Genomic DNA, 23,512 nt, shown 5'->3' on the forward strand with positions numbered 1-23,512 from the left:
TTCCCTGCTTGTCAAGTTGAGCCATGTTAGCTTTGTGTAATTAATCGAATTTTAATATCTTGGTAAAACTCCTCCTGAAACAGCTCCACTTTAGATTGAGCCGATAGCAGCAGTAAAGCCCAGAAAACACTAACGACGTGACTATTTTCTGATTCATGGTGAGAGTTATTTTCAAGTCCTGGCTTGTTCTGAGTCCATAATTGTACAAGTTGTTCTAAATGTAAATAATTTTGCTCTAAAAGTAACTCTTGTGCGGATGAAAGCAATACTTGTTCTAGTTCACCAGCCACCTCTGTTAAATTTTCTTGGTGCGCTAACTCTAGTGCCTCACGCATACTTTTGACACTGGGTTGGCGTTTGAGACGAGGAGGTTTACTGACTTTCTGCACCAGCTTCAGCTGGTTGGCCATGATTTGTAGTTGCTCAATTAACTCTTGCTGTGTCACACGGCGTTTTGGTGGTGGCATTGCTGCGGGACGACGACGCAAATAACGCTCTAACTGTAAACGATGACCTTGATGCAATAATCCGTTTTCACCCTCTACTAAAGCATCATCGATTACATCTTCTAGTTCATTGACTGCTGTTGACAATTGCATCAAGGTATTAGCTTTAAATAAAACTAGCATGGATGCTGATAAAAACGCTTGTCCCGACTGAGACAAGTCAGCTTCGTAACCTCTGGCTGTTGTCTTGGGTGTCATCAGTTCTAAGTAACGGTCGATAACTTCAATGACTTGAACATCCCAAGGATCTATTTCTCCTTGTTCAGCTTGCTCAATTAAGAGTGTGATTGTTTCTAATAGTTCGGAAGCATCCATGAATTAATTCACAATTCAAAATTCAAAATTATTGCATTCAATAGAGCCATCCACTTGCGAGTGGGGTTTCTATGGGCGTTGCTTTAACAGTTATCAGTTATCAGTTATCAGTCAAGAGTGATGTGTTTATCATTGGTGAAACACCACACCATGCGCCTTGATAACTGTTCACCCAACACTGTTCACTGATTTAAGGTAGCCTATTTTCTTGATCAATCATCTCTTAGGAAGGGTGAACACATAAACAAATTCTTATCAAAAGAAAGATGATTTATCCTTAATCATCTCGTGAAATAAAACTACATAATTTAGTTTTACTTCTGGTTGGTCAGAATTTAATCCTATGGCACTACCATCTATTGATGAATTAAAAACTTTGGTTGAGAATAGCCAAACGCCTTGTATATCTCTGTATATACCAATGCAAAAATTAGGAGCAGAGACTAGACAAAATCCAATTCGGTTTAAAAATGTCATCCGTGAAGCTGAAGAACGTTTGAATGCAATCGGGATGCGTTCTACAGAAGTGATCAATTTTCTTAAACCTGCGATCGCATTGGATGATAATGATTTTTGGGAACACCAAGACCGAGGATTAGCAATCTTTATTTCTCCACAGATATTTCGGTATTATTGTTTACCAATGGAATTACCAGAGTTGGTAGTAGTTGGTGATCAATTTCACATTAAGCCATTACTGCATTTGATTAATAGCGATCGCCAATTCTATCTTTTAGCATTGAGTCAAAAAGATGTCCACTTCTTTGAGGGCAACCACTATGAAATTAAAGAAGTGGCAGTGGAAAATATGCCGCCAAATTTAGAAGCAGTTCTGCTCATACAGGATAACTCACAAAAAGGCGTACAGCACAGAATTGCGACATCAAGAGGGGGAACAGTTAATCCTGTTCAGCAACCTGGTCAATTTCATGGACAGGGAAGTCCAGAGCAAGATAGACATCAAGCAGGTATTTTACAATTTTGCTATGCAGTTGATCAGGCATTACATGAAAAATTACGGGACAAACAAGCACCTTTAATTGTGGCAGGAGTTGAGCATCTTCATCCTCTTTATGAAGAGGCGAATACTTATCCCCATCTGCTGACAGAGGGTATTACTGGCAATCAGGAAGTGACAAACCTAGAAGAATTACACCATCAAGCTTGGTCTATTGTATCCCCGTTAATCCAACAACAACAGCAGCAGGCGATCGCACTTTATCAACAGCTAGCGGGAGAGAATATGGCTCAAGCCTCTGGTGATATCAAAGAAATTGTCCCAGCCGCCTATTATCAAAAGGTAGATACTTTATTTGTATCTCTCAGACAACAAGTTTGGGGTAAATTTGAACCTGAAACCATGAGTGTAGATTTACACTCCCAACCCCAGCCCCAAGATAACGATATGTTAGATTTTGCGGCTGCTCACACATTCCTCAATGGTGGTCAAGTTTACACTCTTGACCTAGAACAAATGCCTAATAAGCAACCAGTAGCAGCGATTTTCCGATATTGATATGGAGGGAGAGGGCAGGGGGGCAGGGGGGCAGGGGAGCAGGGGAGCAGGGGAGCAGGGAGCAGGGGGCAGGGGAGCAGGGGAGACAAGGGAGACAAGGGGGACAAGGGGGACAAGGGGGACAAGGGGGACAAGGGAGGGGGGAGTGTGGGGAGAGAGGGGAGTGTGGGGGGAAAGATTTGTTCTCCACCATCCCACACCTCCCACACCTCCCACACCCTGCCCCATGCCCAATTCGCAATGCCCAATGCCCAATGCCCAATGCCCAATGCCCAAAATTCTTGAATTTAATGCAGTTTTTGCCGTGCTGCTGCTAATATTAAACGTTTTTCAGCACGAGCGATCGCTTGATATGTTGTCTCTACTGCTTCCGGTTCTACAGAAATGGCAGTAATGCCCCATTTTACTAGTTGATCAATTATTTCTGGATAAATAGCTGGTGCTTGACCACAAATGGAACAAGGTATGCCGGCATCTGTTGACATTTTGATTAGTTGGGAAATTGCGGCCATGACAGCCGGATGAAGCTCATTTAATACTTTAGTTAATTGTGCTTGTTCGCGGTCTACTCCTAACAATAATTGGGTGAGATCGTTAGTACCAATGGAAATACCTGCAACTCCGGCTTTGATATATTCTGGCAGCAAAAACAAGACGCTGGGAACTTCTGCCATCATCCACAATTGAAACTGGGGTACTTGGGTTAGCCCTATTTGCTGAACTTTTTGTTGACAGTAACTAAATTCAGGCACACTGCGAACAAAGGGTAAAATCAGGTGAATGTTGCTATAACCGGCTTTTTGCACGTTGGCTATGGCTGTTAGTTCTAAATCAAAAACTGCGGAATTTTGAATATAGCTGAATGTGCCGCGATCGCCTAAAATTGATTGCTGTGTAGATGGTATATTATTTGCTGATAATTCGTGCGATCGCCAATCTAAGGAGCGGTAAAAAACTGGTCTGGGAGCAAAAGCACGAGCAAATTGCATGATTTGTTCAGACAAGTAGGCTAATAATTCTGAGTCTCGTCCCTCTATCACCCAAAAATGGGGATGTTCCCCTTTGAGGAGTGAGAGTAGCATCAGTTCTGAACGTAATAATCCTACGCCATCTACAGGTAATTTTTGGACTTGCTCTATTAAACTAGCTTGACTGAGATTCACCAACAGTTGGGTAGCAATCATTGGCAAGTGGGAAGTAATAACGGTTTGCTGTGAGGGAGTCGGGGGTTGCAGTGGTGTATTTGGCTGTGAAATTACTACCTCACTCACTTCATCTTCCCTCAGACGATACACTTCACCGCGATCGCCATCTACAAGTAGGCGTTCTCCGTTGTGAATGATGACTGTTGCATCTGCTGCACTGACTACGGCGGGAATACCCAATTCTCTGGCTAAAATTGCGGCATGGCTAGTCAAGCCTCCCTGTGCTGTTACTAAACCCACTGCTTGTTCAATGAGTGGCAACCAATCGGGTGTAATTTTTGGTACTACTAAAATTACACCTTTGGGTATTTTATCTGGTTTGGCTTGAGTGTTGACGACTACGTGAGCATTTGCTGTCACCCGTCCCCCGGCTGCACCAACGCCTTTAATAAACTGTAAATTGGGAATTGCTGAGTGGGGGGTGCTAACTTGGGTAATGTCAATATGGGGGACTGAGTTTTCCTGAGCAATTGTCCACTCAATGGTAAAATTTTTACCTAACTCACTGACGAGTTGATGCCCTAGGGTAATTATTTGTTGGAGTAATTCTTCTTCTAAAGAGTACTGTTGTTGTTGGGCTTCCTCAACTAAATATACATTGGGAATATTACGATCAATAGTGATACCTGCCCCATTTTCATTGAGGCGATAAGCTAGGATTTTGTTGCCTAGATGCCTTTCTAATACCACACCTGTTTCTGGTTGAATGTGGTATGTATCTGGTAGTACCTCACCGTGAGCGATCGCATTTCCTAAACCCCAAGTGGCTTCGATTGTCCAGCTTGTAGGGTTCACCTTGAGTAAACCACTAGCAATAGCATTACTGACTGGTTGGATGAGAATTGCTAAGTTAACTTGTTCCAGGTTAACTCCCATCCGTCGCCAATATAGTAAACTTCTGGCGCGAAACAGTTGACTCCAGATGTGTTTTAATGAGGATGCGATCGCCACTTCATCACAACTACAAAAACTAGACTCCAGCAATCCAGAAGTATTTCTGACTTTTGGTGTAGCTAGAGTTGGTCGTAAAATTACATACTGAGATTGCCATTGTTGAGTTGCGTTTAGAATTGTACTCACCCATTGGGATGGTACATGAGCATTGATAATTTCCTGACGCAAACGACTAGCCACTTCCTGGAGTTGTCGCCAGTTTCCTACATCCAAATGCAAGGAAGAATTGGGTAAATTAGCAACTAATGACTCGGAAGTGTTGAGAGTTTCTAAAAATAGTCGTAGTAAATCTTCTGGAACTACAAAACCAGGGACAACCGGGTAGCCACGCTGTTTAAGTTTACTTAAGTAAAAAGCTTTATCACCTACTTTGGTGCGGTCTTGTAGTTTAATTTGATCTAGCCAGTAGAGTCTATCCACTCAATTTTCTTGATTGCCATTTGCTTAGTTTACACTACAGTCATCCCACCTACTAACTATCTACAAGGAAGAATGCCTGATCAATTCAGTGTCGTAATTCTACCAACTTAATATACTAGTACCAGCCGGCAGGCAATTATAACAAAGAAAAATACTCACAATTCCGTACATTTCTCAGTCCCTGCTACACTAACAGTATTGATCATCTTATTCAACAGAATCACGATTTTTGACATGATTTAATTTGTAAATAGTTACATTCAATTTTACATTTTTGTCTGTTTACTTTGACATTTTCTACAGATTTCCCCTTGAATAATGGTTCAAAATGAACGGCTTTTTTCTATATACATCTGTGATTGATAATTTTTTGGGGTTCATTAAAAATTATAAGACTTCATCTATTCATCCAGAATACAATTTTTCTTATCTCAGATATAAAAGCGTTAAACACTTACCACGTTTAACCCCATGATTTGAGCAATATTATTTACTCTTATGCCTATGCAAATAACTCAATCCGCATATCTTCCCTAAATCAAGTCGCTTCTCTCCAATTCAAAATACCCTGTGGAAAGCAAGCTACAAAATTCAAGAGTTTTACTCCCCCTGCCCCCTACTCCCTGCCCCCCTGCTCCTTTGTCTTTTTCCCCTTTCCCTCCTGCGTCATTTTATACGTTAAATAATTCTAAAGCTCTAGCAAAAATTGCTTCTTCTGCTCTCGTTCCGAGGATAGATTTTACCAAATCAATAAATTCATTATCTGTTTTAATATCATTTTCAATTGTTTTACTAGCTGCATAAAAGCTAGCATCATTAATACTTAATTCATTAGTCATACCTGTTTGTAATTGCTGTTTTTTACGATCCCATGAAACTGATTTACCCCTTAATGTCAATTCAAACCATATTAGTTCATCATGCTCTAATTCAAAGAAAACATCAAAATAAGGTTCTTCTCCTTGAAACCAAATTTTCTGCTTACCTTCAGTATGTTTTTGTTTAAGCAGTTTTTGTTCAATTTTTCGCAGTGATGCCCCTAAAGATGCTATTTCCTGGGGATTTAATATAAGTTTTGGTTCTGGGATATACATTTTTTTACTCAAAGTTAATCAGTAACAATATTAGTGTTTAAGTTAAATAGAATTTACCATTTACGCCGACTGATTTATGTTTCCTGCTTGCACACCAAGAATTTGAGACGAGTTTAACCACTGAGCATCAAAAGAACTCAGGTGAGTTGTGGTAATTAAAGTTTGAAACCGATCTTGAATCGCATCTAGTAATTGATTTTGGCGAGAAGGATCTAATTCCGCTAACACATCATCAAGTAGAAGTAACGGCGGTTCTTGAATCACTTCTTCAATTAGTTGTAATTCTGCGAGTTTTAGAGCTAGTACTAAAGTGCGCTGCTGACCCTGAGAACCGTATTGACGCGCCGGAGTTTGATTAATGGTTAATTCTACTTCATCACGATGGGGGCCAACTAGAGTAGTATTTCGGTGGAGTTCCGCAACGGCTCGCTGCTGTATTTTGTTAAGAAATGCTTGCTGTATTTCTTCGGGATGAGTTTGGGTGAGGGGAACATTGGGAGTATATGTAATTTCTAAAACTTCGGTACTGCCACTAATACTAGCGTGCCAGGCGGCAGCCAGAGGCGCAAGTCTTTTGAGAGCGCGATCGCGTCTTCTAATTACTCTTGTCCCTGTAATGGCTAATTGTGTATCCCAAATAGCCAGTGTTGATTGGTGGGTGGTAGTTACCGAGTCTGGAAGGCTTTTTAAGTAAGCGTTACGTTGACGTAACACATGGTTATATTGGTGGAGAATGTGAGCATAAACTGGCTCTAGTTGAATCAGAAGTGTGTCTAACCAGTTACGCCGAACTTCAGGACTACCACGGACTAATTCTAAATCTAAGCTGGAAAACTGGACGGCATTAATCACACCGAGAAAGTCCATTTGTCGCCGTAAAGTTTCCCCATTTAATGCGACACTGCGGCGACCATTACGACGGAGAGTTAAACTTAGGTCACTCACGCCAGTTTGCCGTTCAACGCTAGCATCAATTTTGGCTACTGGTTCACCTTCCTGGACGATATCACGATCGCGCGCCATCCGATGCGATCGCAATGTTGCCAATAACTCGACTGCTTCCAACAAATTAGACTTCCCCTGAGCATTATTCCCTACCAAAATAGTTTTAGCCGCAGTAAATTCGACTTCTTGGTCTTGGTAATTGCGAAAATGACGCAGGTGTAGGGTTTTGAGGTACATAAATGGGGAATGGGGAATGGGGAATGGGGAATGGGGCATGGGGAATGGGGCATTGGGCATTGGGAATGGGGCTAATCAATTCAAAATTCAAAATTCAAAATTCAAAATTCAAAATTCAAGAGTTTCTCCCTTGTCTCCCTTGTCTCCCTTGTCCCCCCTGCTCCCCTGCCCCCTGCCCCCTGCCCCCCTGCCCCCTGCTTGTTTCACACGCTTTTCTTGCCGATAAAGCGGAAGAAAAGTTTCTCCATTTCAATCCAAACAAACATTAAGGCACTAAAACCAAAACAAATGGCTAATTCGTTGGGTGGTAGCCAGTGAGTGCCAAAGAATGCCCGCAGGGGTGGAACATAAATCAGCATTAGTTGCAAAATTGTGGTGACAATTACAGCACCCAAGACAAACATATTAGAGAAGGGATTCATCTCAATAGTCAATCGATTATTCGAGCGAATTGCTATGGCGTGACCCATCTGAGCTACACATAAAGCCGTGAAGACCATTGTTTTCCACCGCTCAGGGTCAAGTCCTCCGGTTGTGTAGCCTCTGGCATGATGATATGCCCATTCCATCAAAATAATTGTGATGATGGCGAACACAATGCCAATCCGCACCATATAAGAACCCAAACCCCTAGAAAAAATGCTTTCACGGGGACTGAATGGGGGACGCTTCATTACATCTGGTTCTGGGGGTTCTACTGCTAAGGCTAAAGCGGGTAAACCGTCTGTGACTAAGTTCATCCACAGAATTTGTAGGGGTGTGAGGGGAACATCACCCAACCCTAAAAGCGGGGCGGCGGCAATGGTGAGAACTTCGCCAATGTTACTGCCGAGGATGTATTTAATAAAACGGCGGATGTTGGTATAAACCACCCTACCTTCCTTGGTGGCGGCGACGATGGTAGCAAAGTTGTCATCCATTAGCACCATATCACTGGCTTCTTTACTGACATCAGTACCAGTAATACCCATTGCAATGCCAATATCAGCTTGTTTTAAAGCGGGGGCATCGTTGACACCATCTCCAGTCATGGCTACAAATCTACCCCGGCGTTGTAATGCTTGCACAATCCGTAGTTTGTGTTCTGGGGCTACCCGTGCATAAATGCTGACTAAGTCAACTTGCTGTTCTAGTTCTTGGTCGCTCATGCGTTGCAATTCTTGACCAGTGAGAACTCTGTCACCTGTTTGGGCAATACCCAAATCAGTAGCGATCGCTCGTGCAGTTAGTTGATGGTCGCCTGTAATCATCACGGGACGAATCCCGGCTTCTCGACACTCTTGTACTGCTGCTCTCACTTCTGGACGGGGTGCATCTAGCATTCCCACTAACCCCAACCAAACTAAGTTTTGTTCTGAGGTTTCGTCACTACCTTCTGGGGGTACTTCCCACAGGGGTTTATAAGCAAAGCCTAACACCCGTAGACCGTTGCTAGCCATTTGGTCATTTTCAGCCAAAATTTGGCTACGTTGCTCGTCGTTGAGTGGTGCTGAGTTTGTACCTAAATAAATCTCACTGCAACGAGCCAAGATTAATTCTGGTGAACCTTTGGTAAACATGATGTAAGGTTCAGTGTTAATTAATCCCGCCAGTTGGGGGTCAACATATGTAAAAGACTGTTCCCCTGTGGCTACTTGCTCCACTTGAGCAATCACACTCATCCGTTTACGTTCTGAGGAAAACGGAAATTCGCCGACACGCGGTAATTTACTAGACCATTGGTCTTTTTCAATACCTATTTTCCCCGCCAAGGTGACTAATGCTCCCTCGGTGGGGTCGCCTAAAATCGCCCATTCTCCTTGTTCTTTTTGTAGTACTGAGTCGTTACAAACAGCACAAGCCACTAATAAAGCGGAGATGGCGGGATATTCATCTGGGGCGATGGCATTATCTGGTTCACCATCTAAATAAAACTCACCCACAGGGGCATAACCTTCGCCTGTAACCCGGAAGCTAGTAAGATTAGTGGCAATCGATTGCACCACCATTTTATTTTGAGTTAATGTCCCAGTTTTATCAGAACAGATAGTGGTGACAGAACCCAAAGTTTCTACTGCTGGTAGTTTGCGAATTAACGCATGGCGGCGTACCATGCGCTGAGTTCCCAATGCTAAGGTGACGGTAATTACAGCAGGTAGACCTTCAGGGACAACAGCCACCGCCATACTTAAAGAAACTTCTAAGAGGTCTTGGAGATTGCTAAAACCTCTAGCTTGAATAATACCGCCAATGACAACGATCGCCACCAATACCAAAGAACCCGTTACCAGGACATTACCCAGTTGAGTCATGCGTTGCTGCAAGGGGGTAGGTTCACTTTCTACCGACTGCAACATAGCAGCAATTTTACCTAGCTCGGTAGTCATCCCAGTATTAGTGACTAGTACCTTACCGCGCCCTTGGACAACTTCTGTACCTTGAAAAACTAAATTAATGCGATCGCCTAAAGATGTTTCTTCTGGTAGTTGTATATTAGCTTGTTTATTAACTGCTTCCGCTTCACCGGTCAGTGCTGACTCCCGTATCTGTAAATTCGCTTGTTCAACCAAGCGTCCATCAGCAGATATTTGCACCCCAGCTTCCACTAGCATCACATCCCCTGGGACTATCTCCTTGCCTGCTACATCCAGCAGTTTGCCATTGCGGATGACACGCACTAAAGGAGAAGCCATTTTTTTCAATGCGGCTAGGGCTTGTTCCGCCCGGCTTTCCTGGACGTATCCCAGGATACCATTGAGAATGACAATTGCTAAAATAGCGATCGTATCTTTAAATGGTACTTCCCCAGGCTTAAGCTGATTAGTTTGCCAAGCAATCAAATCTAGAAATCCAGAAATGAAAGCGACTGCAATCAGCATCAATAACATAATATTCTTGAACTGATCTAGCAGAATTTCCCAAGCACTACGTCCTCCGTGTTCCTCTAGTTCATTGAGTCCGTATTTTTGCAACCGCCTTTCAACTTCTGGAGTTGTTAAGCCACTATCAGCATGACTATCAAGCAGTTCTATTGCTTGCTCAACTTCCAAACTATGCCAAATGGCGACACCTTCAGGCAGAGAATTAGCAGACATTGTGTAAGTTACAGGAAAAGGTTACAAAATTCGATCATAATTGAGTCATGGCAGGAAAACCATCAATTAAGGGACTTCCAATTTAAAAAATATCGTATCACTGTGTGGGCAAGGGGGCAGGGGGCAGGGAGTAGGGGGCAGGGAGCAGGGAGCAGGGGGAGACAAGGGAGACAAGGGAGACAAGGGAGACAAGGGAGACAAGGGAGATTTTTACCCCAATGCCCCATGCCCAATGCCCCATGCCCCATGCCCCATGCCCCATGCCCCATGCCCAATTCCCAATTCCTAGTTAAAGATATGGCACAATTAATTCTAGGTGTGCTAAACCGTTGCCAATTATGCTTAATATGAGTTTTGCACCCACTAGTTTGACACCTAGCCAAATGTTTGGGCAAAGGACAATTCGACCGTTGACTGCTGCCATGTTATGTGGCATCGCGTTTATCCAAGATAAACTGATTGCAATTGACACGATTAAGGGGCATTTATTAGAAATTGACCCTCATACCGATAACAGTAAAATTCTCAACCCTCACCAAACTAGAGAATTTAGTGAGGTGACAGGTTTAGCTGTCTGGGAAGATACTCTGTGGGTAACTCGTGATCATAGTGTTTATGTATCGAAACTGCCGTCTTTAGGTTTAGAGCATTTTGCTACCTTGCCCTATCCTGCTGATGGTGTTGCTGTCTGGGATTCCACTGTTTATGTTAGTTGCCAAAAACTTGGCTATATTCTGATATATGACCGTGATACCCGCAAGGAAATTACTAGATTTTATACGCCTGGCGTGGGGGTAGAAAATTTAGCGGTGAATCGAGAAACTCTCTGGATTTGCGATCGCACCGAACAAACAGTCTACTCTATGGATAGGGGAACTGGGGAAGTGAGATTTAGTGTTTTAACTCCCTTTGATTCCCCTACAGGCATAGCAGTACACCTAGATACGCAAACGGGTAATGAAAGTCTGTTGGTGGCTTATGCTTCGGAAGAGCCTTACATTCGGGATAATCCTAATGCCGATCCTAATCATGAGTTAACATACCGCGATCGCACTTTCATTCATCCCCTGTATTATCATCACGAGCCGGATAAAAAATACGCCCTTTCTAATGGCTATCTGATTGAAATGTCCTATGCTGAGGAAATAGCCCCCTTAGAAGAGGTGTATTTGCCTGATGTGGAATGGCGTATTGCTCTCCCCTCGGAAACGGAACGCCAAAAAGTTAGACACATCGAACCCATTGGTATCCCCTTCACTGAAGAAGTTATTGATGGGCAACGGGTAGCTTTGTTTAAATTTGATGCTCTCACCCCTGGCGAACGTCATATATTTGGCTGGAAGGCACAATTAGAAGTACGGGGAATTAAGTACCGCATCACACCTAAAGATGTGGAAGATATTCCCGAAATATCCCCGGAAATTCAAGCTCGTTATCTGGTAGATAATGATGATTTAGCAATGGATACCCCCATTGTGCGGCGTTCTGCCCGTGATGCCGTTGGTTCAGAAACAAATCTGCTGCGGAAAATGTACAGCATCCGCAACTATGTTTATGATGAATTATCCTATGGCATTAAACCCTACATTGATACCCCAGATATTGTTTTAGAACGGGGTGTAGGTTCTTGTGGTGAGTATGTGGGTGTATTGTTGGCACTGTGTCGTTTAAATGGCATTCCTTGCCGTACCGTCGGTAGATACAAATGCCCCCCTAATAGCGACTATAAAGGAGTGCCTCTACAACCAGATTTTAATCATGTGTGGTTAGAATTTTATATACCTGGTCTGGGTTGGTTGCCAATGGAATCTAATCCTGATGATTTGGGTAATGATGGCCCTTATCCGACACGCTTTTTCATGGGCTTATGCTGGTATCACATTGAAATTGGCAAAGGCATCTCTTTTGAAACATTAAGTAGTGAAGGTAAGCGGTTAACTAAGGAAGATATCCCTATAGGTGACTTAGCCATTAATCATATTCGCTTTACAATTCTTGAGGAGTTGCCACCGTTTTAGCTTGTAGTAGGGTGCGTCAGGAGGAGTCAAAGATAGTAACCTGGGGTGGGGAGTGTGGGGAGTGTGGGGAGTGTGGGGTGTAGGAATACTATTTCTGAAAGAAACTTAGTATTAATAGTCACTTAGGGGAACAGAAGATAATTAATGCCCCATGCCCCATGCCCCATGCCCCATGCCCCCTATACTAAACAGGCGGCTAAATCTTGTTCTGGGGTGGTAATAAGTTGCAGATTGTAAGTTTGGGAGAGTAACTTGACAATATTAGGTGTGAAGAAAGCTGGTAGTGTGGGGCCGATGCGGATATTTTGGATACCGAGGTGTAGGAGTGTTAGCAGCACTGCGATCGCTTTTTGTTCATACCAAGATAATACTAAAGATAGTGGTAATTGGTTCACCTCAACCCCAAAGGCATCTGCTAAAGCTACAGCAATTTTAATTGCAGAATAAGCATCATTACATTGACCTAAATCTAATAGGCGCGGAATACCAGCAATTTCGCCTAAATTTTTGTCAAAAAAGCGGAATTTACCACAACCTAAAGTTAAAACAATACAATCATCTGGCATCTGTTCGACTAATTCAGTGTAATAATTACGTCCCGATTTAGCACCATCACAACCCCCAATCAAGAAGAAGTGCCGGATTTTACCTTGCTTTACACCATCAATTACAGTATCAGCAACACTCAACACCGCATTACGAGCAAAACCTGTAGTTACTGTCCCGCCATCGGTTGCATCAGTAAATCCCGGTAGTTCTAAAGCTTTCTCAATTATCGGTGAAACATCACGAATACTGATATTTTCCAACCCAGGATAACCAACTGGCCCCAGTGTAAATACCTTATGTTTATAAGATTCATGAGGAGGCATGAGGCAGTTTGTAGTCATGGCGATCGCACCAGGAAAACGTTCAAATTCATGTGTTTGATTTTGCCATGCAGTACCGTAATGTCCGTAAAGATGCGGATAAACCTGTTTTAATTTGGGATAGCCATGTGCAGGCAACAGTTCACCGTGGGTATAAACCTTAATATCAGTTCCCAGGGTTTGCTCTAAGATGGCTTTCAATGCCAGTAAATCGTGTCCTGATACGAGAATGGCTTTACCTGTGATCTGTCCCAGAGGTACAACTGTAGGTGTAGGATGACCAAAAGTTTCAGTATTGCCAGCATCCAGTAATTCCATCGCTTTCAGATTCATTTGCCCGACTTGCAGGGTGATATCTAACCAATCTGATAAACTTTTATCTTGGTCATCCAGGTGTGCCAAAACTTCATGGAAAAATCTATATAAGTCTTCATCATGTTGCCCAAGCTCCAAAGCGTGGAAAGCATAGGCGGCTACACCCTTGATACCATATAATACAGTGAGCTTGAGAGAGAAAATATCTACATTTTTCGCAGATTGACTGATAAACTCAAATTCTAAGTCTTTTCCCTGCTGAATTTGTGCTTGTAGATTACTAGCAGGCTGAAAATTAGCGATCGCAGATGCTACAACACTGTTACCTGTAGCTTGAATTTGTAACTTGAGACTATCACGTAAAGCGATCGCACGATTCACGAAAGCCACAAAATCAGCCGGAGCAAAATTTACATTTGTTAGTGTAGAAAAGAGCATCTCACAGGTAAACTCATCAGTATCACGGGTAGTAATTCCTAGAGACTTTGCTTGTAACGACACCTGGGATAATCCCCGCAAACAATGCACCAACAAATCCTGCAAAGCATCAACTTCAGGACTTTTACCACACGCGCCCCACTGATGGCACACATCACCACGGGTTGTTTGTTCACACTGGTTACAGAACATAATTTATAACTCCAATCTTCATGCTTCCAGCGTATGATTTACCTTTAAGTAAATCCTTGATCTAAGTCAAAAGTTGGGCATGGAGCATTGGGCATTGGGCATTGGGCATGGAGCATTAGGGTAAATATTTCTTCCTTGTCTCCCTTGTCCCCCTTCCCTTGTCTCCCTTGTCTCCCTTGTCTCCCTTGTCTCCCCCTGCTCCCCTGCCCCCTGCCCCCTGCCCCCTGCCCCCTGCCCCCTGCCCCCACTCCCCATCATGTCTTTCAACGAACGTGTATTAGAAGTCAAACAATTTTTGCAACAGACACCGATTTTTCAAGGTGTCTTAGATGAACAATTGCAAGCATTAGCGAATATTGCTATTCCCCAAACCTATAAGAAAGGAGAAACCCTATTTTGGGAAGGAGATGCAGGTACAGGATTTTTTATCGTCAAATCTGGCAGAATTAAGGTTTTTAAACTCGCTAATGCTGGTAAAGAACAAATTTTGCATATTTTTGGCGTAGATGAACACTTTGCAGAAGTACCCGCCTTCGATGGAGGAAATTTCCCCGCTTCCGCCGCCGCCCTAGAAAATTCTGAAGTGGTGTTTATTCCTAGGACAGCATTTTTGATGGTTTTACAGCAACATCCTACATTAGCGATCGCTATGTTGGGAACATTTGCCCGTCACTTACGCAGATTAACCCATTTAGTTGATACCCTTTCCTTTCAAGAAGTCCCAGAACGCTTACAAAACTACTTATTCATGTTAAGCGATCGTAATGGTAATGCTGATGTAGTTGAACTCGATTTACCTAAAGGACAACTAGCTGCACTCCTAGGAACAATTCCTGAAACTCTCTCCCGCGCTTTTTATAAACTCTCTCAAGAGGGAATCATTGAGATGAATGGTACAAAAATTAGATTGATAGCTGCAAGATGACACGCCACTAGTTAATATTTAGTTTATACTCCCTAATAATTTACAAAAAAAGGCTCGGTTAAGCCAAGCCTTTATATATACCAAGCATTTACTACACCAAGATTAATGTAAACTGACTCTTACTTTAGTTCATCTTTCTCTAGAGTGAATACAAATTATCTCAAAACTGATATGTGCTAACTTAGTTATTAATAAATCAAGTCAAAAATTTATAATTTTTTATAAAAAAGGTTTGGTTTTTAGCCAAACCTCGGTAATTGCTGTGCTTAACAACGTACAAAATTAATTTAAAATTACTTTTTTGAGATATCATCTTTCTTGAGTATGTATCAATATATTAATATAAGTGGTAGGTTGATACCTTTTACAAACTTAACTTTTTAACTCTGAATTTCACGCCCTAATTAAATAAAAAGAGGCTTGAGTCATAACTCAGCCCCTAGGTATACCAGGTGTTTACCATATATCCTTAATTTATGCTTCATGCAAGAATAATTCATCTCTCCAAAAGATGTGTACAAAATCTTAAAAATCTGTTATGCAATCCTAGTCATATTAATAATTGCAAAAAAAAGACCCTGGCCTATATTCCAGGGTATACACACGTTTTTCAGGCATTAACAGGGTTAATTCTAGCTAGCCAAGAAATTTATTTCCACCATCTATAGAAAGATGCTAATTGAGAATTTACTTGATAATTAGCAGGTTGCTTTAAATAAATTATTTATATAAAAAAAGTCTAGATAATCCCCACACCATGATGTAGAGATGAGGGATATTGCATCTTGCAACAGCAATTATTGATAACAATAAACCTTAACTGAATCTTATTCATTTATATAAGGTAATATTTGAAAATTTGTAAATATTAAATTTAAATTTATTTACATATTTTTTGACAAAATAGGCTTGGTTATTATCCAAGCCTATAAATACCAAGAGTTTACCATATGCTAGGTAATATATTCAGAATCTTACTTTAGTTCATCTATCTATAGGTATGTGAGTATCTCCTAAAATATACTTTAGACAGTTTTTAATTATACATTGATCCTAAAAAGTATAAATTTTCCAATTATAAAGGAAATTTTTTTAGCGATAAAAAAGGTTTAGCAGTTGCTAAACCTCCATAGAAAGCAGTTATTCGACACACCAGACTTAATTTAAAACTACTGTTGTTTTAGGTCATCTTCCTAAAGGATGTGTTGAAATTTTTCATTATTTGATATCTGTGATGATTTATCAAGTAAACCTTAAATTGTAGGGTGCGTTCAAGCAACGCGTAACGCACCATATAATATTGGTGTGCTGCGGCTATATATCATTGGGTAAAATCCACAAATCCTTAGAGAGCCGTAACATAATGGCGACAATAAAAGCCTTTTAAGTGTGTTAGCTGATAACTGTAAAACGGAGAGGGGGGGATTCGAACCCCCGTTGAGTTTCCCCAAAACGCATTTCGAGTGCGTCACCATCAACCACTCGGACACCTCTCCAGGTATAAAATTATGGGTTTGAGTCTGTGAAAAGTTCAAACCTAGTCAACTCAGGAAACTATTGAGACAAAGTTTCCTGTTGTCATGATAGCATCTTTGAAGCAAGAGCGATCGCTGCTATGTTGTTGAGTAAATTTAGCAGGCATATTTACACAGAAAGTTCATCTAACTGTCATCTCTGCGTCAAATGCTTATGTAACATTTAATCCAGGCTAAAAGATAAGCTATGTACCAAGGTAGGATTTCCTGCCTTTTATCTATTTTTTAAGTCAAAACTAAATTATCTCGGTGTATGACTGTTTCTGCACCGACATAACCCAAGATTGTGGGAATATCTCTAGAATGACACCCACGAATCTTTTGCAAGTCGCTGCTACTATAGTTAACTAGTCCTCTGGCAATTTCTTGACCATTGATGTGACATAATTGTACAGCATCTTGAGCGTCAAATTCACCTTCAACAGCTTTAATACCAGCTGGTAGTAAAGATTTACCTGCTTCTACAATAGCAGCGATCGCCCCAGTATCTAAGTATAATTTCCCAGCAGGTACAAGACCATAGGCAATCCAGCGTTTTCGGGCTGAGGTTGGTTCTGGTTGGGGTTGAAAATGCGTACCAATACTTTCACCTTGTAAAATTTTTTCGATATTTTGGGGATATCTTCCCTGGGTAATTACGGTACGTACTCCTGCGGCAATGGCAATTCTGGCCGCAGAAATTTTTGTTACCATCCCACCAGTACCCCATTGAGAACCTTGAGAGCCTGTTTGTATTTGTAGTTCTGCCAATTCTTTCATGCTACTGACTAAAGAAATTGGTTGAGCGTCAGGCACAGAGCGAGGATCGGCAGAGTATAATTTATCAACATCGGTGAGTAAAAATAACCAATCTGCTTCTACAAGGCTAGCTACTAATGCTGAGAGGGTATCATTGTCCCCAAATTTGAGTTCATCCACGGCGACAGTATCATTTTCATTGACTACAGGGATAACTCCTAATCCCAGCAGTTCCCCAAAGGTGTTGTAAACATTGAGGTAGCGACTACGCTGTACTAAATCGCTGCGAGTCAGTAAGACTTGAGCAATGGGCTGTTGCAAGGTGGTAAATAAGTCATCATACACCCGCATTAATCTGCCTTGTCCAACGGCTGCTACTGCCTGTTTAAGCGCGATCGCTTTCGGACGTTCCGTTAAACCCAAACGCGCACAACCCACTCCCACCGCTCCCGAAGATACTAAAATCACCCGATTACCCTGTTGTCTTAAATAAGTCAGGGTTTCTGCTAAAGTGGCGATCGTGGAAAGTGCGAGTTGTCCAGTCTGCGGTTGAGTAAGGCTAGATGTGCCGATTTTGACAACAATTGTTTTGGTCATTAATCAACCCCTGCGGGGAATTAAAAATTCAAAATTAAAACTTCAAAACTAAATAGCAAAACGCCAGTCCTTCTATAAGTGAAGGCTGACGCTTTACTAGTTTATATTTATTTGTTATCTTCTAGGGTCTTTTTTGGCTGACCCCATGTTATTAATACCTATATTCTCCGATTTTGTCTCCATAGTGATTTTTTTTAATTATTTTTTTAGATTTCGATTTTTTAAGCATTTATCAATCTTTGTGAACTTTTGTATGATTGGAAATAATCGAAGCTCCCAGCATTTCTGAAAACCAAACTTCAAAGTTGCGAATAGGATGGGAACGCAAAGCTGCATCAGGATGGACAATAGGTTCTACCAAGATTGTAAACATACCTAAACGATTTCCGGCCAAGACATCAGTAAATAAGCGATCGCCCACCATCCCCACTTGATGCACAGGTAAATCCATTGCTTCGAGTGCCGAACGGATTTTTCTGCGGGAAGGCTTGGCTGCACCTAGGTAGTATGGCAAATTCAGAGAACGCGCAATGCTACCAATCCGTGCTTCACTCAAATTATTGCTCACCAACCACAAAGACGTGCAGGTACGTACTTGCTCTACCCATTCCCTGAGTTCTGGGGAAGCTGCACCTACTCGAATCGGCACTAAGGTTTCATCTACATCCAACACCAATCCTTTCAACTGGTAATGTTGAATCATCTCTGGTGTTAGGTTTAATACAGAACCATCCAAAATCAAATCAGGCTGTAAGAACTTGTTCCAAGTCATAGTCAATAGTCATTAATCATTACTTATTGTTCCCTTTATTTATATCTTGCACCATTCTCAATAAGCCCTAAAAAGCCCTTAAAAACCGGGTTTATGAACGAAATTAAGGTTTTAAGCTGAGGGATTTGCAAGAAACCCGGTTTTTAACCGAGGTGCAAGATGTGTATTTACCTTATCTACCCTGCTCCCCTACTCCCATGATCTTGATTTTCCGCCTAAATTAATTGCATAACAAAGCAACCATCAGCCATGATAACTGCTTGACTTGGGAATGAGAATTTTTCTGTTCTCTGGAAAAATATTAATTAAAAATTTAAAAATGCCAGATTTTAATTTTTAATTGTCAACTTCTCATTTTATTCCACTTCATTAAAGAGTTGCTCTTCTAAAAGCGGCTGCACTTGGCGGAACTCTTCTGGAGAGAGTAATACAGGTTCACCTGTTTTAGATAATCTCGCAAAAAATAGCAGAGGATCAACAGGTGTATAAATAGAGTACTCCTGCTCTTGATAATAGAAAGTAGTGAGTAATTGCAATTGCTCTGGTTCTAAATCAGCCTCTTCTTCTTCGATTTCTAAAGTAAAAAGTTCTCCATCTTCTACTGGTGGTAATTCGCCTGCAACTGTCAAAGCGTAAGCAGTATTTTTGAGTGCCAAATTTTGCTCGGCTAATACAGCTTTAGCTGTACTAAAAATTTCGTCAATAATGGCATCATCTTCTACCAGAACTGCTTCTTCTTCCTCTTGTTTTTTTTCCCAAGCAAAAATTTCTATAGGTGAGTCTACAGGCAGTAACAAAACATATTCTTGTCCATCTACTGAAAGTGAATGTTCTACATAACATTCAAGGGTTCGTCCCTTATCATCAGTCAAAATGATGGAACCTGTGGAAGCTTGATCGTCATTTTCAGAAAATGGAGAAGAAAACATAGCTAATGGATGAAACTTGATAAGTACCAACACTAGTGAAAATCGCTTTGCTGTTTGATGACTAATGATGTCAAGCAAATAGCTTTAGATTTAAATACAACTGCTGTGTAATAGCTTTCAGGATATCATGTTCAAAGGTATTAATACTCTAGAGATACCTGTGAACTCTGCTGAATACGTCGTCTATTATCCAGCCACTGCTGCAAAATTAGCGATGCAGCTTTGCGATCAATTAAACCTTTATGACGTGAAGGTGAACGATTTTCAGCAATGAGTAATTGCTCCGCTTGAAAAGAAGTTAGTCGCTCGTCAACATACTCTATAGGTAGTTGTAGAACTTTAGCCAGTCTGTTGGCAAACTTTTGTATTTGACGAGCTTGAAAGCCTAGAGAACCATCCATTGAATAGGGTAAACCCACAACCAGCACTTCTACTTGACGTTCTTCCACTAAGTTACGAATGTTCACGACATCTTGCTCAAAGGATGTACGCTCCAGAGTAGTGATTCCTGTAGCAATTAATCCTGTGCGATCGCATCCCGCAATGCCAATCCGCTTACGCCCTACATCTAATCCCAGTGCTGATATATACTTTGTTGTCATTATATTTACTTGTTAGTCATTAGTCATAGGGCATTGGGCATCGGGCATTGGGCATTGGGCATCGGGGTAAAATCTCCTGTACTTCCTTGTCTCCCTTGTCTTCCTTGTCTCCCTTGTCTCCCTTGCTCCCCTGCTCCCTGCCCCCTGCAACCTGCTCCCAATCCCTAATTCTCCTCCTGCTCATCTGCCAATTCCTGGAGACAATTCGGCTCAATGTGACAATTTTTACAGCCAAATGGCAGGGATTCAGATTGGTGTTTGACGGGGATTTCTGGGGTTTGCTGTTGTCTGACTTCTGCCCAGGACATTCCGCCAGGTATGGGTTTACGGGCTGGTTGTAAGCCTTGCAACACGTCAGTCCATTGAATACCTTCTAAAGACACAAATTTCGATTCCCGGAGTTTGTGCCACACAGAACGGGACATGATTAAGGTATGTTCTATACGTTTTGCGCCAATCCGTTCTAAATATTCTTCTCTTTCTGGCTGATAGTCAGAGGAGGCGAGTTTTAAGCCTTGTTGGGGGAAATCTTGGGCAATGCGAGCTAATTGAGCTAGTAGCTCTGGATATAGCCAAGTATAGGCAGGATGAACGGTGAGGGTGGCGACGTGGGGAGTTTCACCTTTGCGATCGAGTTGTACTTGAAAATAACCTATTGCGGCTTTGCGTTGGGGTTCAAACACGTAGCCACTGACTACCTCGGTTTTTGTTACCCATTGCTTGACAGCATCAGCTAATGCCCCAAATAAGCTGGTTTTAAAATCGCGGTTGTTGCGATCAAATACTTGACGCACTAAAGGCGGCATTGAGGCAGTATCTAGTTGATAAAGCAACTGAGCATCAGCATTGCTCACTGGTAGGAGGTTAGGCAAGTCTGGTTCAGCTTTTGCTAGTTCGGTGAGCAATTCCGGCTCTATTTCCCAGTAAGTCATTTCTGCTAGACGCTGAAATCCATTTTGACGATAAAGTGCCAGTGCGTCTAGATCGTTGACATTAACTTCTAATAACCAAGTCCGAGCTTCTAAAATTGACTCAAAGCAATGGCGTAAGAGTTGCGAACCTATTCCTTGTTTATCAGCACCTCGATCCAACATCACCTGTTCAACTCGCCAAGTGCTACGTGTCCGATTGAATGGTGATACTTGAATCATTCCTAAGAGCATTCGTCCCTGTTCCGCTACATAGGCACAGAAACGATGTTGTAGAGGGTTGGGAAACCAACTTAAAAATCTCAGTAACCCATACCAGCGATGTAACAATTGCATTTGCTGGTTGATGAAGTTAGCCCCTTTGGGAGACGAGGCGGCGAATGACTCTTGAGATATGCGCTCAATTCCGTCCAGATCCCGGTATTGGACTGGCCGAATGACAACGCTGAGGTTTTGCGGAAGTAAGGAGTTCATTTTTATTTGGGCTGCCATGTAGCCTTAACTAACTGGGAACAGAGGAACTGCTGCAATTATCTTAACGGCTTTTTGTCGTTTGCTATTGCTCCAAAAGGGTGATTTCCGTCGGGAAATACAGCAAAAATAGAGAAAGCAGACTTTTTGAGTACACTGTTGGTGTTCACCCAAGATCATCTGCTTTTATTTTATTTGCTTTTTTTATTAATTATATTTTTTCTTAATTATAAACCCTGACGAGAAGCCAGCTTTTCAAAGGTGGCTTGGGTTTGATGTAACAATTGTTCTCTACTATCTTCCTGTGTTGGCTTAAGGGTTGGAACCAGATTGCGAGCTTGTAAAGTCATGTGCAACTGTAGATGGGCTACGTATTCACTGATATCTTCGTTGGTTAAAACTACGCCCTTGGATAAATTTGATTCCATTGCCAATGTATTCTCCTTATCTTAGCGTGCTATTGGTTCACACCATAGAAACTTATCATGTTGTTTCGTTAGGCTTCTTAATTCGCAATGAAGTTTAACGGTTCTTTGTCAACTGGGTAGAGAGATAAGCACAAGGCTTTATTGCCGTTGTGTTACGGCAGCGTGAGGATTTGAGTATGAGCGAAAGTATAAATTGCCGTAACGCACCATCACACGATGCGTTACGCGTTGCTTTAACGCACCCTACTGGCGTGGCAAGGCTAAAATAGTGCAAAAAATTGTAGGTTGGGTTGACGTTAGGAAACCCAACTTTGATCGTGGTGTTGGGTTTGCCTACGGCACGCTACGCGAACGCAAAGCCCCAACCCAACCTACCCCTAATCCACAATTTAAGGCTTGACACGCCACTATTGCCTATACAGTTTTAGTATGATCATCTTAACTTATTACTTATAATTGATTTGTATCTAAAGTTTACCCTGCCCAGTCTCCTAATTGTGTGGCGAGGAAATAACGCACATGATCAACAAAATTTATACCCCATTGTCTAGTTCCGTGTCCCATTCCTGGAACTATATAACAAGCTCCATCGGGGAATTTTTGGGCGCAGGTTTGAGCATCTTTAATATTTACCATTGGATCGTTCGCACCAATCAAAAAGCGGACTCGCCGGGGTAATTTTACTTGTTCAATATAATTGATGGGATTGCATTCCCATGCGAATTGATCTTGATATTTGAGATTTTTGGCTAGTTGCAAAAGTTTGACGACGGGTGTTAAATCAGGTTGCAATCTGTCTAAAATTGACTCGGCTATTCCACCGAAAGGGGAAGCTGCAATATCTGGTAAGAAAGTATATCCCCAACTTTTGGCAAAAGATTGCAAATCTGCATGACCAATAGTTCCCAGTAGTCTGTCTCCTAAATTATTGGCTGTAAAAGCGTAGGCGGATAGTAATACACCCATACTTACTCCAAATAATGCCAGTCTAGAGTCACAAAGTCCATAGCGATCGCTACAAAATTCTCTCACTCTAGCGATATCATTGGCTGTGCTGCGAAATATCGCCAACAGCATGGCTGTATCAAAGGCAATTCCTCGCTCAAGTAAGGGTTTAATTTCATTTTGTGCCAAACTTGTAAAGGTACGTACTAAACTCCGTTCACCCGCTAATGGTGTATCGAATAAGGCTACTGCGATACCCATTTGGGTGAGTGTGGGGACAATAAACGCATTCCAGCCATAGGGCGCACACATCCCTTGTAAACCGATAACTAAGGGTGTGTGCTGTCTGGGGCGATGCTGTGGTAAAAATACTGCCACAGGAAAGCCGCTTAATTGTTCGTCGATATCACTCAGCCCACTATAACTATAAGGCTCATAGAACCAATAGCGATCGCCTCTCACCCCTTCAAAGGTAATCTCATCTGACCCGTAAATCGGCATATTATGGTAGATAAAAACATAAAAGGTTAATACTGGTTGACT

The 23,512-nt window shown here is 41.9% G+C and carries 20 protein-coding genes and 1 tRNA gene; 5 read left to right on the top strand and 16 right to left on the bottom strand.

Annotated features, from left to right (window positions below):
- Positions 1 to 26: 26 nt before the first annotated feature.
- Positions 27 to 821 carry a segregation/condensation protein A gene (locus tag ACPZ3T_RS18495; RefSeq protein WP_490270932.1) on the bottom strand — a complete coding sequence of 265 codons (795 nt, stop codon included), beginning with the start codon at positions 819 to 821 and terminating at the stop codon, positions 27 to 29.
- A 343-nt stretch (positions 822 to 1,164) separates the two neighbouring features.
- Here ACPZ3T_RS18495 and ACPZ3T_RS18500 point away from each other — a divergent pair, with 343 nt between their 5' ends.
- Both ACPZ3T_RS18500 and ACPZ3T_RS18505 read left to right on the top strand, forming a co-directional pair.
- Positions 1,165 to 2,337, top strand: a complete 1,173-nt coding sequence (locus tag ACPZ3T_RS18500) for a baeRF7 domain-containing protein (protein ID WP_490270933.1) — start codon at positions 1,165 to 1,167, stop codon at positions 2,335 to 2,337.
- Positions 2,334 to 2,654 (top strand): hypothetical protein, encoded by a 321-nt coding sequence (locus ACPZ3T_RS18505; RefSeq protein WP_490270934.1) that lies wholly within the window; start codon positions 2,334 to 2,336, stop codon positions 2,652 to 2,654. Before ACPZ3T_RS18500 ends, ACPZ3T_RS18505 begins: the two co-directional genes overlap by 4 nt.
- On the opposite strand, the gene ACPZ3T_RS18510 is transcribed toward ACPZ3T_RS18505, so the two are convergent.
- From ACPZ3T_RS18510 to ACPZ3T_RS18525, 4 genes are all read right to left on the bottom strand, one after another.
- Complete coding sequence (locus ACPZ3T_RS18510; protein ID WP_490270935.1) at positions 2,625 to 4,916, bottom strand: putative PEP-binding protein; 2,292 nt, start codon at positions 4,914 to 4,916, stop codon at positions 2,625 to 2,627. The two genes, ACPZ3T_RS18505 and ACPZ3T_RS18510, sit on opposite strands and share 30 nt — an antisense overlap.
- 671 nt (positions 4,917 to 5,587) lie before the next feature.
- The gene (locus tag ACPZ3T_RS18515) at positions 5,588 to 6,010 is read right to left on the bottom strand and encodes a hypothetical protein (protein WP_490270936.1); all 423 of its coding nucleotides are present in this window, start codon (positions 6,008 to 6,010) and stop codon (positions 5,588 to 5,590) included.
- 60 nt (positions 6,011 to 6,070) lie between these two features.
- Entirely contained in the window at positions 6,071 to 7,192 is a 1,122-nt protein-coding gene (gene recF, locus ACPZ3T_RS18520; protein WP_490277271.1) for a DNA replication/repair protein RecF, read from the bottom strand.
- Positions 7,193 to 7,395: 203 nt separating this feature from the next.
- Positions 7,396 to 10,266 (bottom strand): cation-translocating P-type ATPase, encoded by a 2,871-nt coding sequence (locus tag ACPZ3T_RS18525; protein WP_490270937.1) that lies wholly within the window; start codon positions 10,264 to 10,266, stop codon positions 7,396 to 7,398.
- A gap of 102 nt (positions 10,267 to 10,368) precedes the next feature.
- Between ACPZ3T_RS18525 and ACPZ3T_RS18530 the strand changes: the two genes are divergently transcribed.
- Together ACPZ3T_RS18530 and ACPZ3T_RS18535 are read left to right on the top strand one after the other, a co-directional pair.
- Positions 10,369 to 10,617, top strand: a complete 249-nt coding sequence (locus ACPZ3T_RS18530; protein WP_490270938.1) for a hypothetical protein — start codon at positions 10,369 to 10,371, stop codon at positions 10,615 to 10,617.
- Positions 10,614 to 12,284, top strand: a complete 1,671-nt coding sequence (locus ACPZ3T_RS18535) for a transglutaminase domain-containing protein (RefSeq protein WP_490270939.1) — start codon at positions 10,614 to 10,616, stop codon at positions 12,282 to 12,284. The genes ACPZ3T_RS18530 and ACPZ3T_RS18535 overlap by 4 nt, the downstream gene beginning before the upstream one ends.
- Positions 12,285 to 12,463: 179 nt before the next feature.
- On the opposite strand, the gene hcp is transcribed toward ACPZ3T_RS18535, so the two are convergent.
- Together hcp and ACPZ3T_RS18545 are read right to left on the bottom strand one after the other, a co-directional pair.
- On the bottom strand, positions 12,464 to 14,098 hold the full coding sequence (hcp, locus tag ACPZ3T_RS18540) for a hydroxylamine reductase (protein ID WP_490270940.1): 1,635 nt from the start codon (positions 14,096 to 14,098) through the stop codon (positions 12,464 to 12,466).
- A gap of 44 nt (positions 14,099 to 14,142) precedes the next feature.
- Positions 14,143 to 14,346 carry a hypothetical protein gene (locus ACPZ3T_RS18545; RefSeq protein ID WP_490270941.1) on the bottom strand — a complete coding sequence of 68 codons (204 nt, stop codon included), beginning with the start codon at positions 14,344 to 14,346 and terminating at the stop codon, positions 14,143 to 14,145.
- An 8-nt stretch (positions 14,347 to 14,354) separates the two neighbouring features.
- On the opposite strand from ACPZ3T_RS18545, the gene ACPZ3T_RS18550 reads away from it, so the two are divergent.
- Positions 14,355 to 15,023: a Crp/Fnr family transcriptional regulator gene (locus ACPZ3T_RS18550; protein WP_490270942.1), complete on the top strand. Its 669-nt coding sequence runs from the start codon at positions 14,355 to 14,357 to the stop codon at positions 15,021 to 15,023.
- Between the two features lie 1,411 nt (positions 15,024 to 16,434).
- Here ACPZ3T_RS18550 and ACPZ3T_RS18555 read toward each other — a convergent pair.
- From ACPZ3T_RS18555 to ACPZ3T_RS18595, 9 genes are all read right to left on the bottom strand, one after another.
- Positions 16,435 to 16,519 (bottom strand) — tRNA-Ser (locus tag ACPZ3T_RS18555).
- 264 nt (positions 16,520 to 16,783) lie between these two features.
- Positions 16,784 to 17,893: a glutamate 5-kinase gene (gene proB / locus ACPZ3T_RS18560; protein WP_490270943.1), complete on the bottom strand. Its 1,110-nt coding sequence runs from the start codon at positions 17,891 to 17,893 to the stop codon at positions 16,784 to 16,786.
- A 232-nt stretch (positions 17,894 to 18,125) separates the two neighbouring features.
- Positions 18,126 to 18,665, bottom strand: a complete 540-nt coding sequence (locus tag ACPZ3T_RS18565) for a YqeG family HAD IIIA-type phosphatase (protein ID WP_490270944.1) — start codon at positions 18,663 to 18,665, stop codon at positions 18,126 to 18,128.
- Between the two features lie 356 nt (positions 18,666 to 19,021).
- The gene (locus ACPZ3T_RS18570; RefSeq protein ID WP_490270945.1) at positions 19,022 to 19,594 is read right to left on the bottom strand and encodes a DUF3727 domain-containing protein; all 573 of its coding nucleotides are present in this window, start codon (positions 19,592 to 19,594) and stop codon (positions 19,022 to 19,024) included.
- A 140-nt stretch (positions 19,595 to 19,734) separates the two neighbouring features.
- Positions 19,735 to 20,196, bottom strand: a complete 462-nt coding sequence (gene ruvX / locus ACPZ3T_RS18575; RefSeq protein ID WP_490270946.1) for a Holliday junction resolvase RuvX — start codon at positions 20,194 to 20,196, stop codon at positions 19,735 to 19,737.
- A gap of 19 nt (positions 20,197 to 20,215) precedes the next feature.
- The gene (locus ACPZ3T_RS18580) at positions 20,216 to 20,380 is read right to left on the bottom strand and encodes a hypothetical protein (RefSeq protein WP_490270947.1); all 165 of its coding nucleotides are present in this window, start codon (positions 20,378 to 20,380) and stop codon (positions 20,216 to 20,218) included.
- Positions 20,361 to 21,617, bottom strand: coding sequence for a GNAT family N-acetyltransferase (locus ACPZ3T_RS18585; protein ID WP_490270948.1), 1,257 nt, complete (start codon positions 21,615 to 21,617; stop codon positions 20,361 to 20,363). Before ACPZ3T_RS18585 ends, ACPZ3T_RS18580 begins: the two co-directional genes overlap by 20 nt.
- 206 nt (positions 21,618 to 21,823) lie before the next feature.
- Positions 21,824 to 22,024, bottom strand: coding sequence for a hypothetical protein (locus ACPZ3T_RS18590; protein ID WP_490270949.1), 201 nt, complete (start codon positions 22,022 to 22,024; stop codon positions 21,824 to 21,826).
- A 474-nt stretch (positions 22,025 to 22,498) separates the two neighbouring features.
- On the bottom strand, positions 22,499 to 23,470 hold the full coding sequence (locus ACPZ3T_RS18595; protein WP_490270950.1) for an alpha/beta fold hydrolase: 972 nt from the start codon (positions 23,468 to 23,470) through the stop codon (positions 22,499 to 22,501).
- Positions 23,471 to 23,512: the final 42 nt, after the last annotated feature.

The organism is Aliinostoc maniaoense (assembly GCF_058172895.1).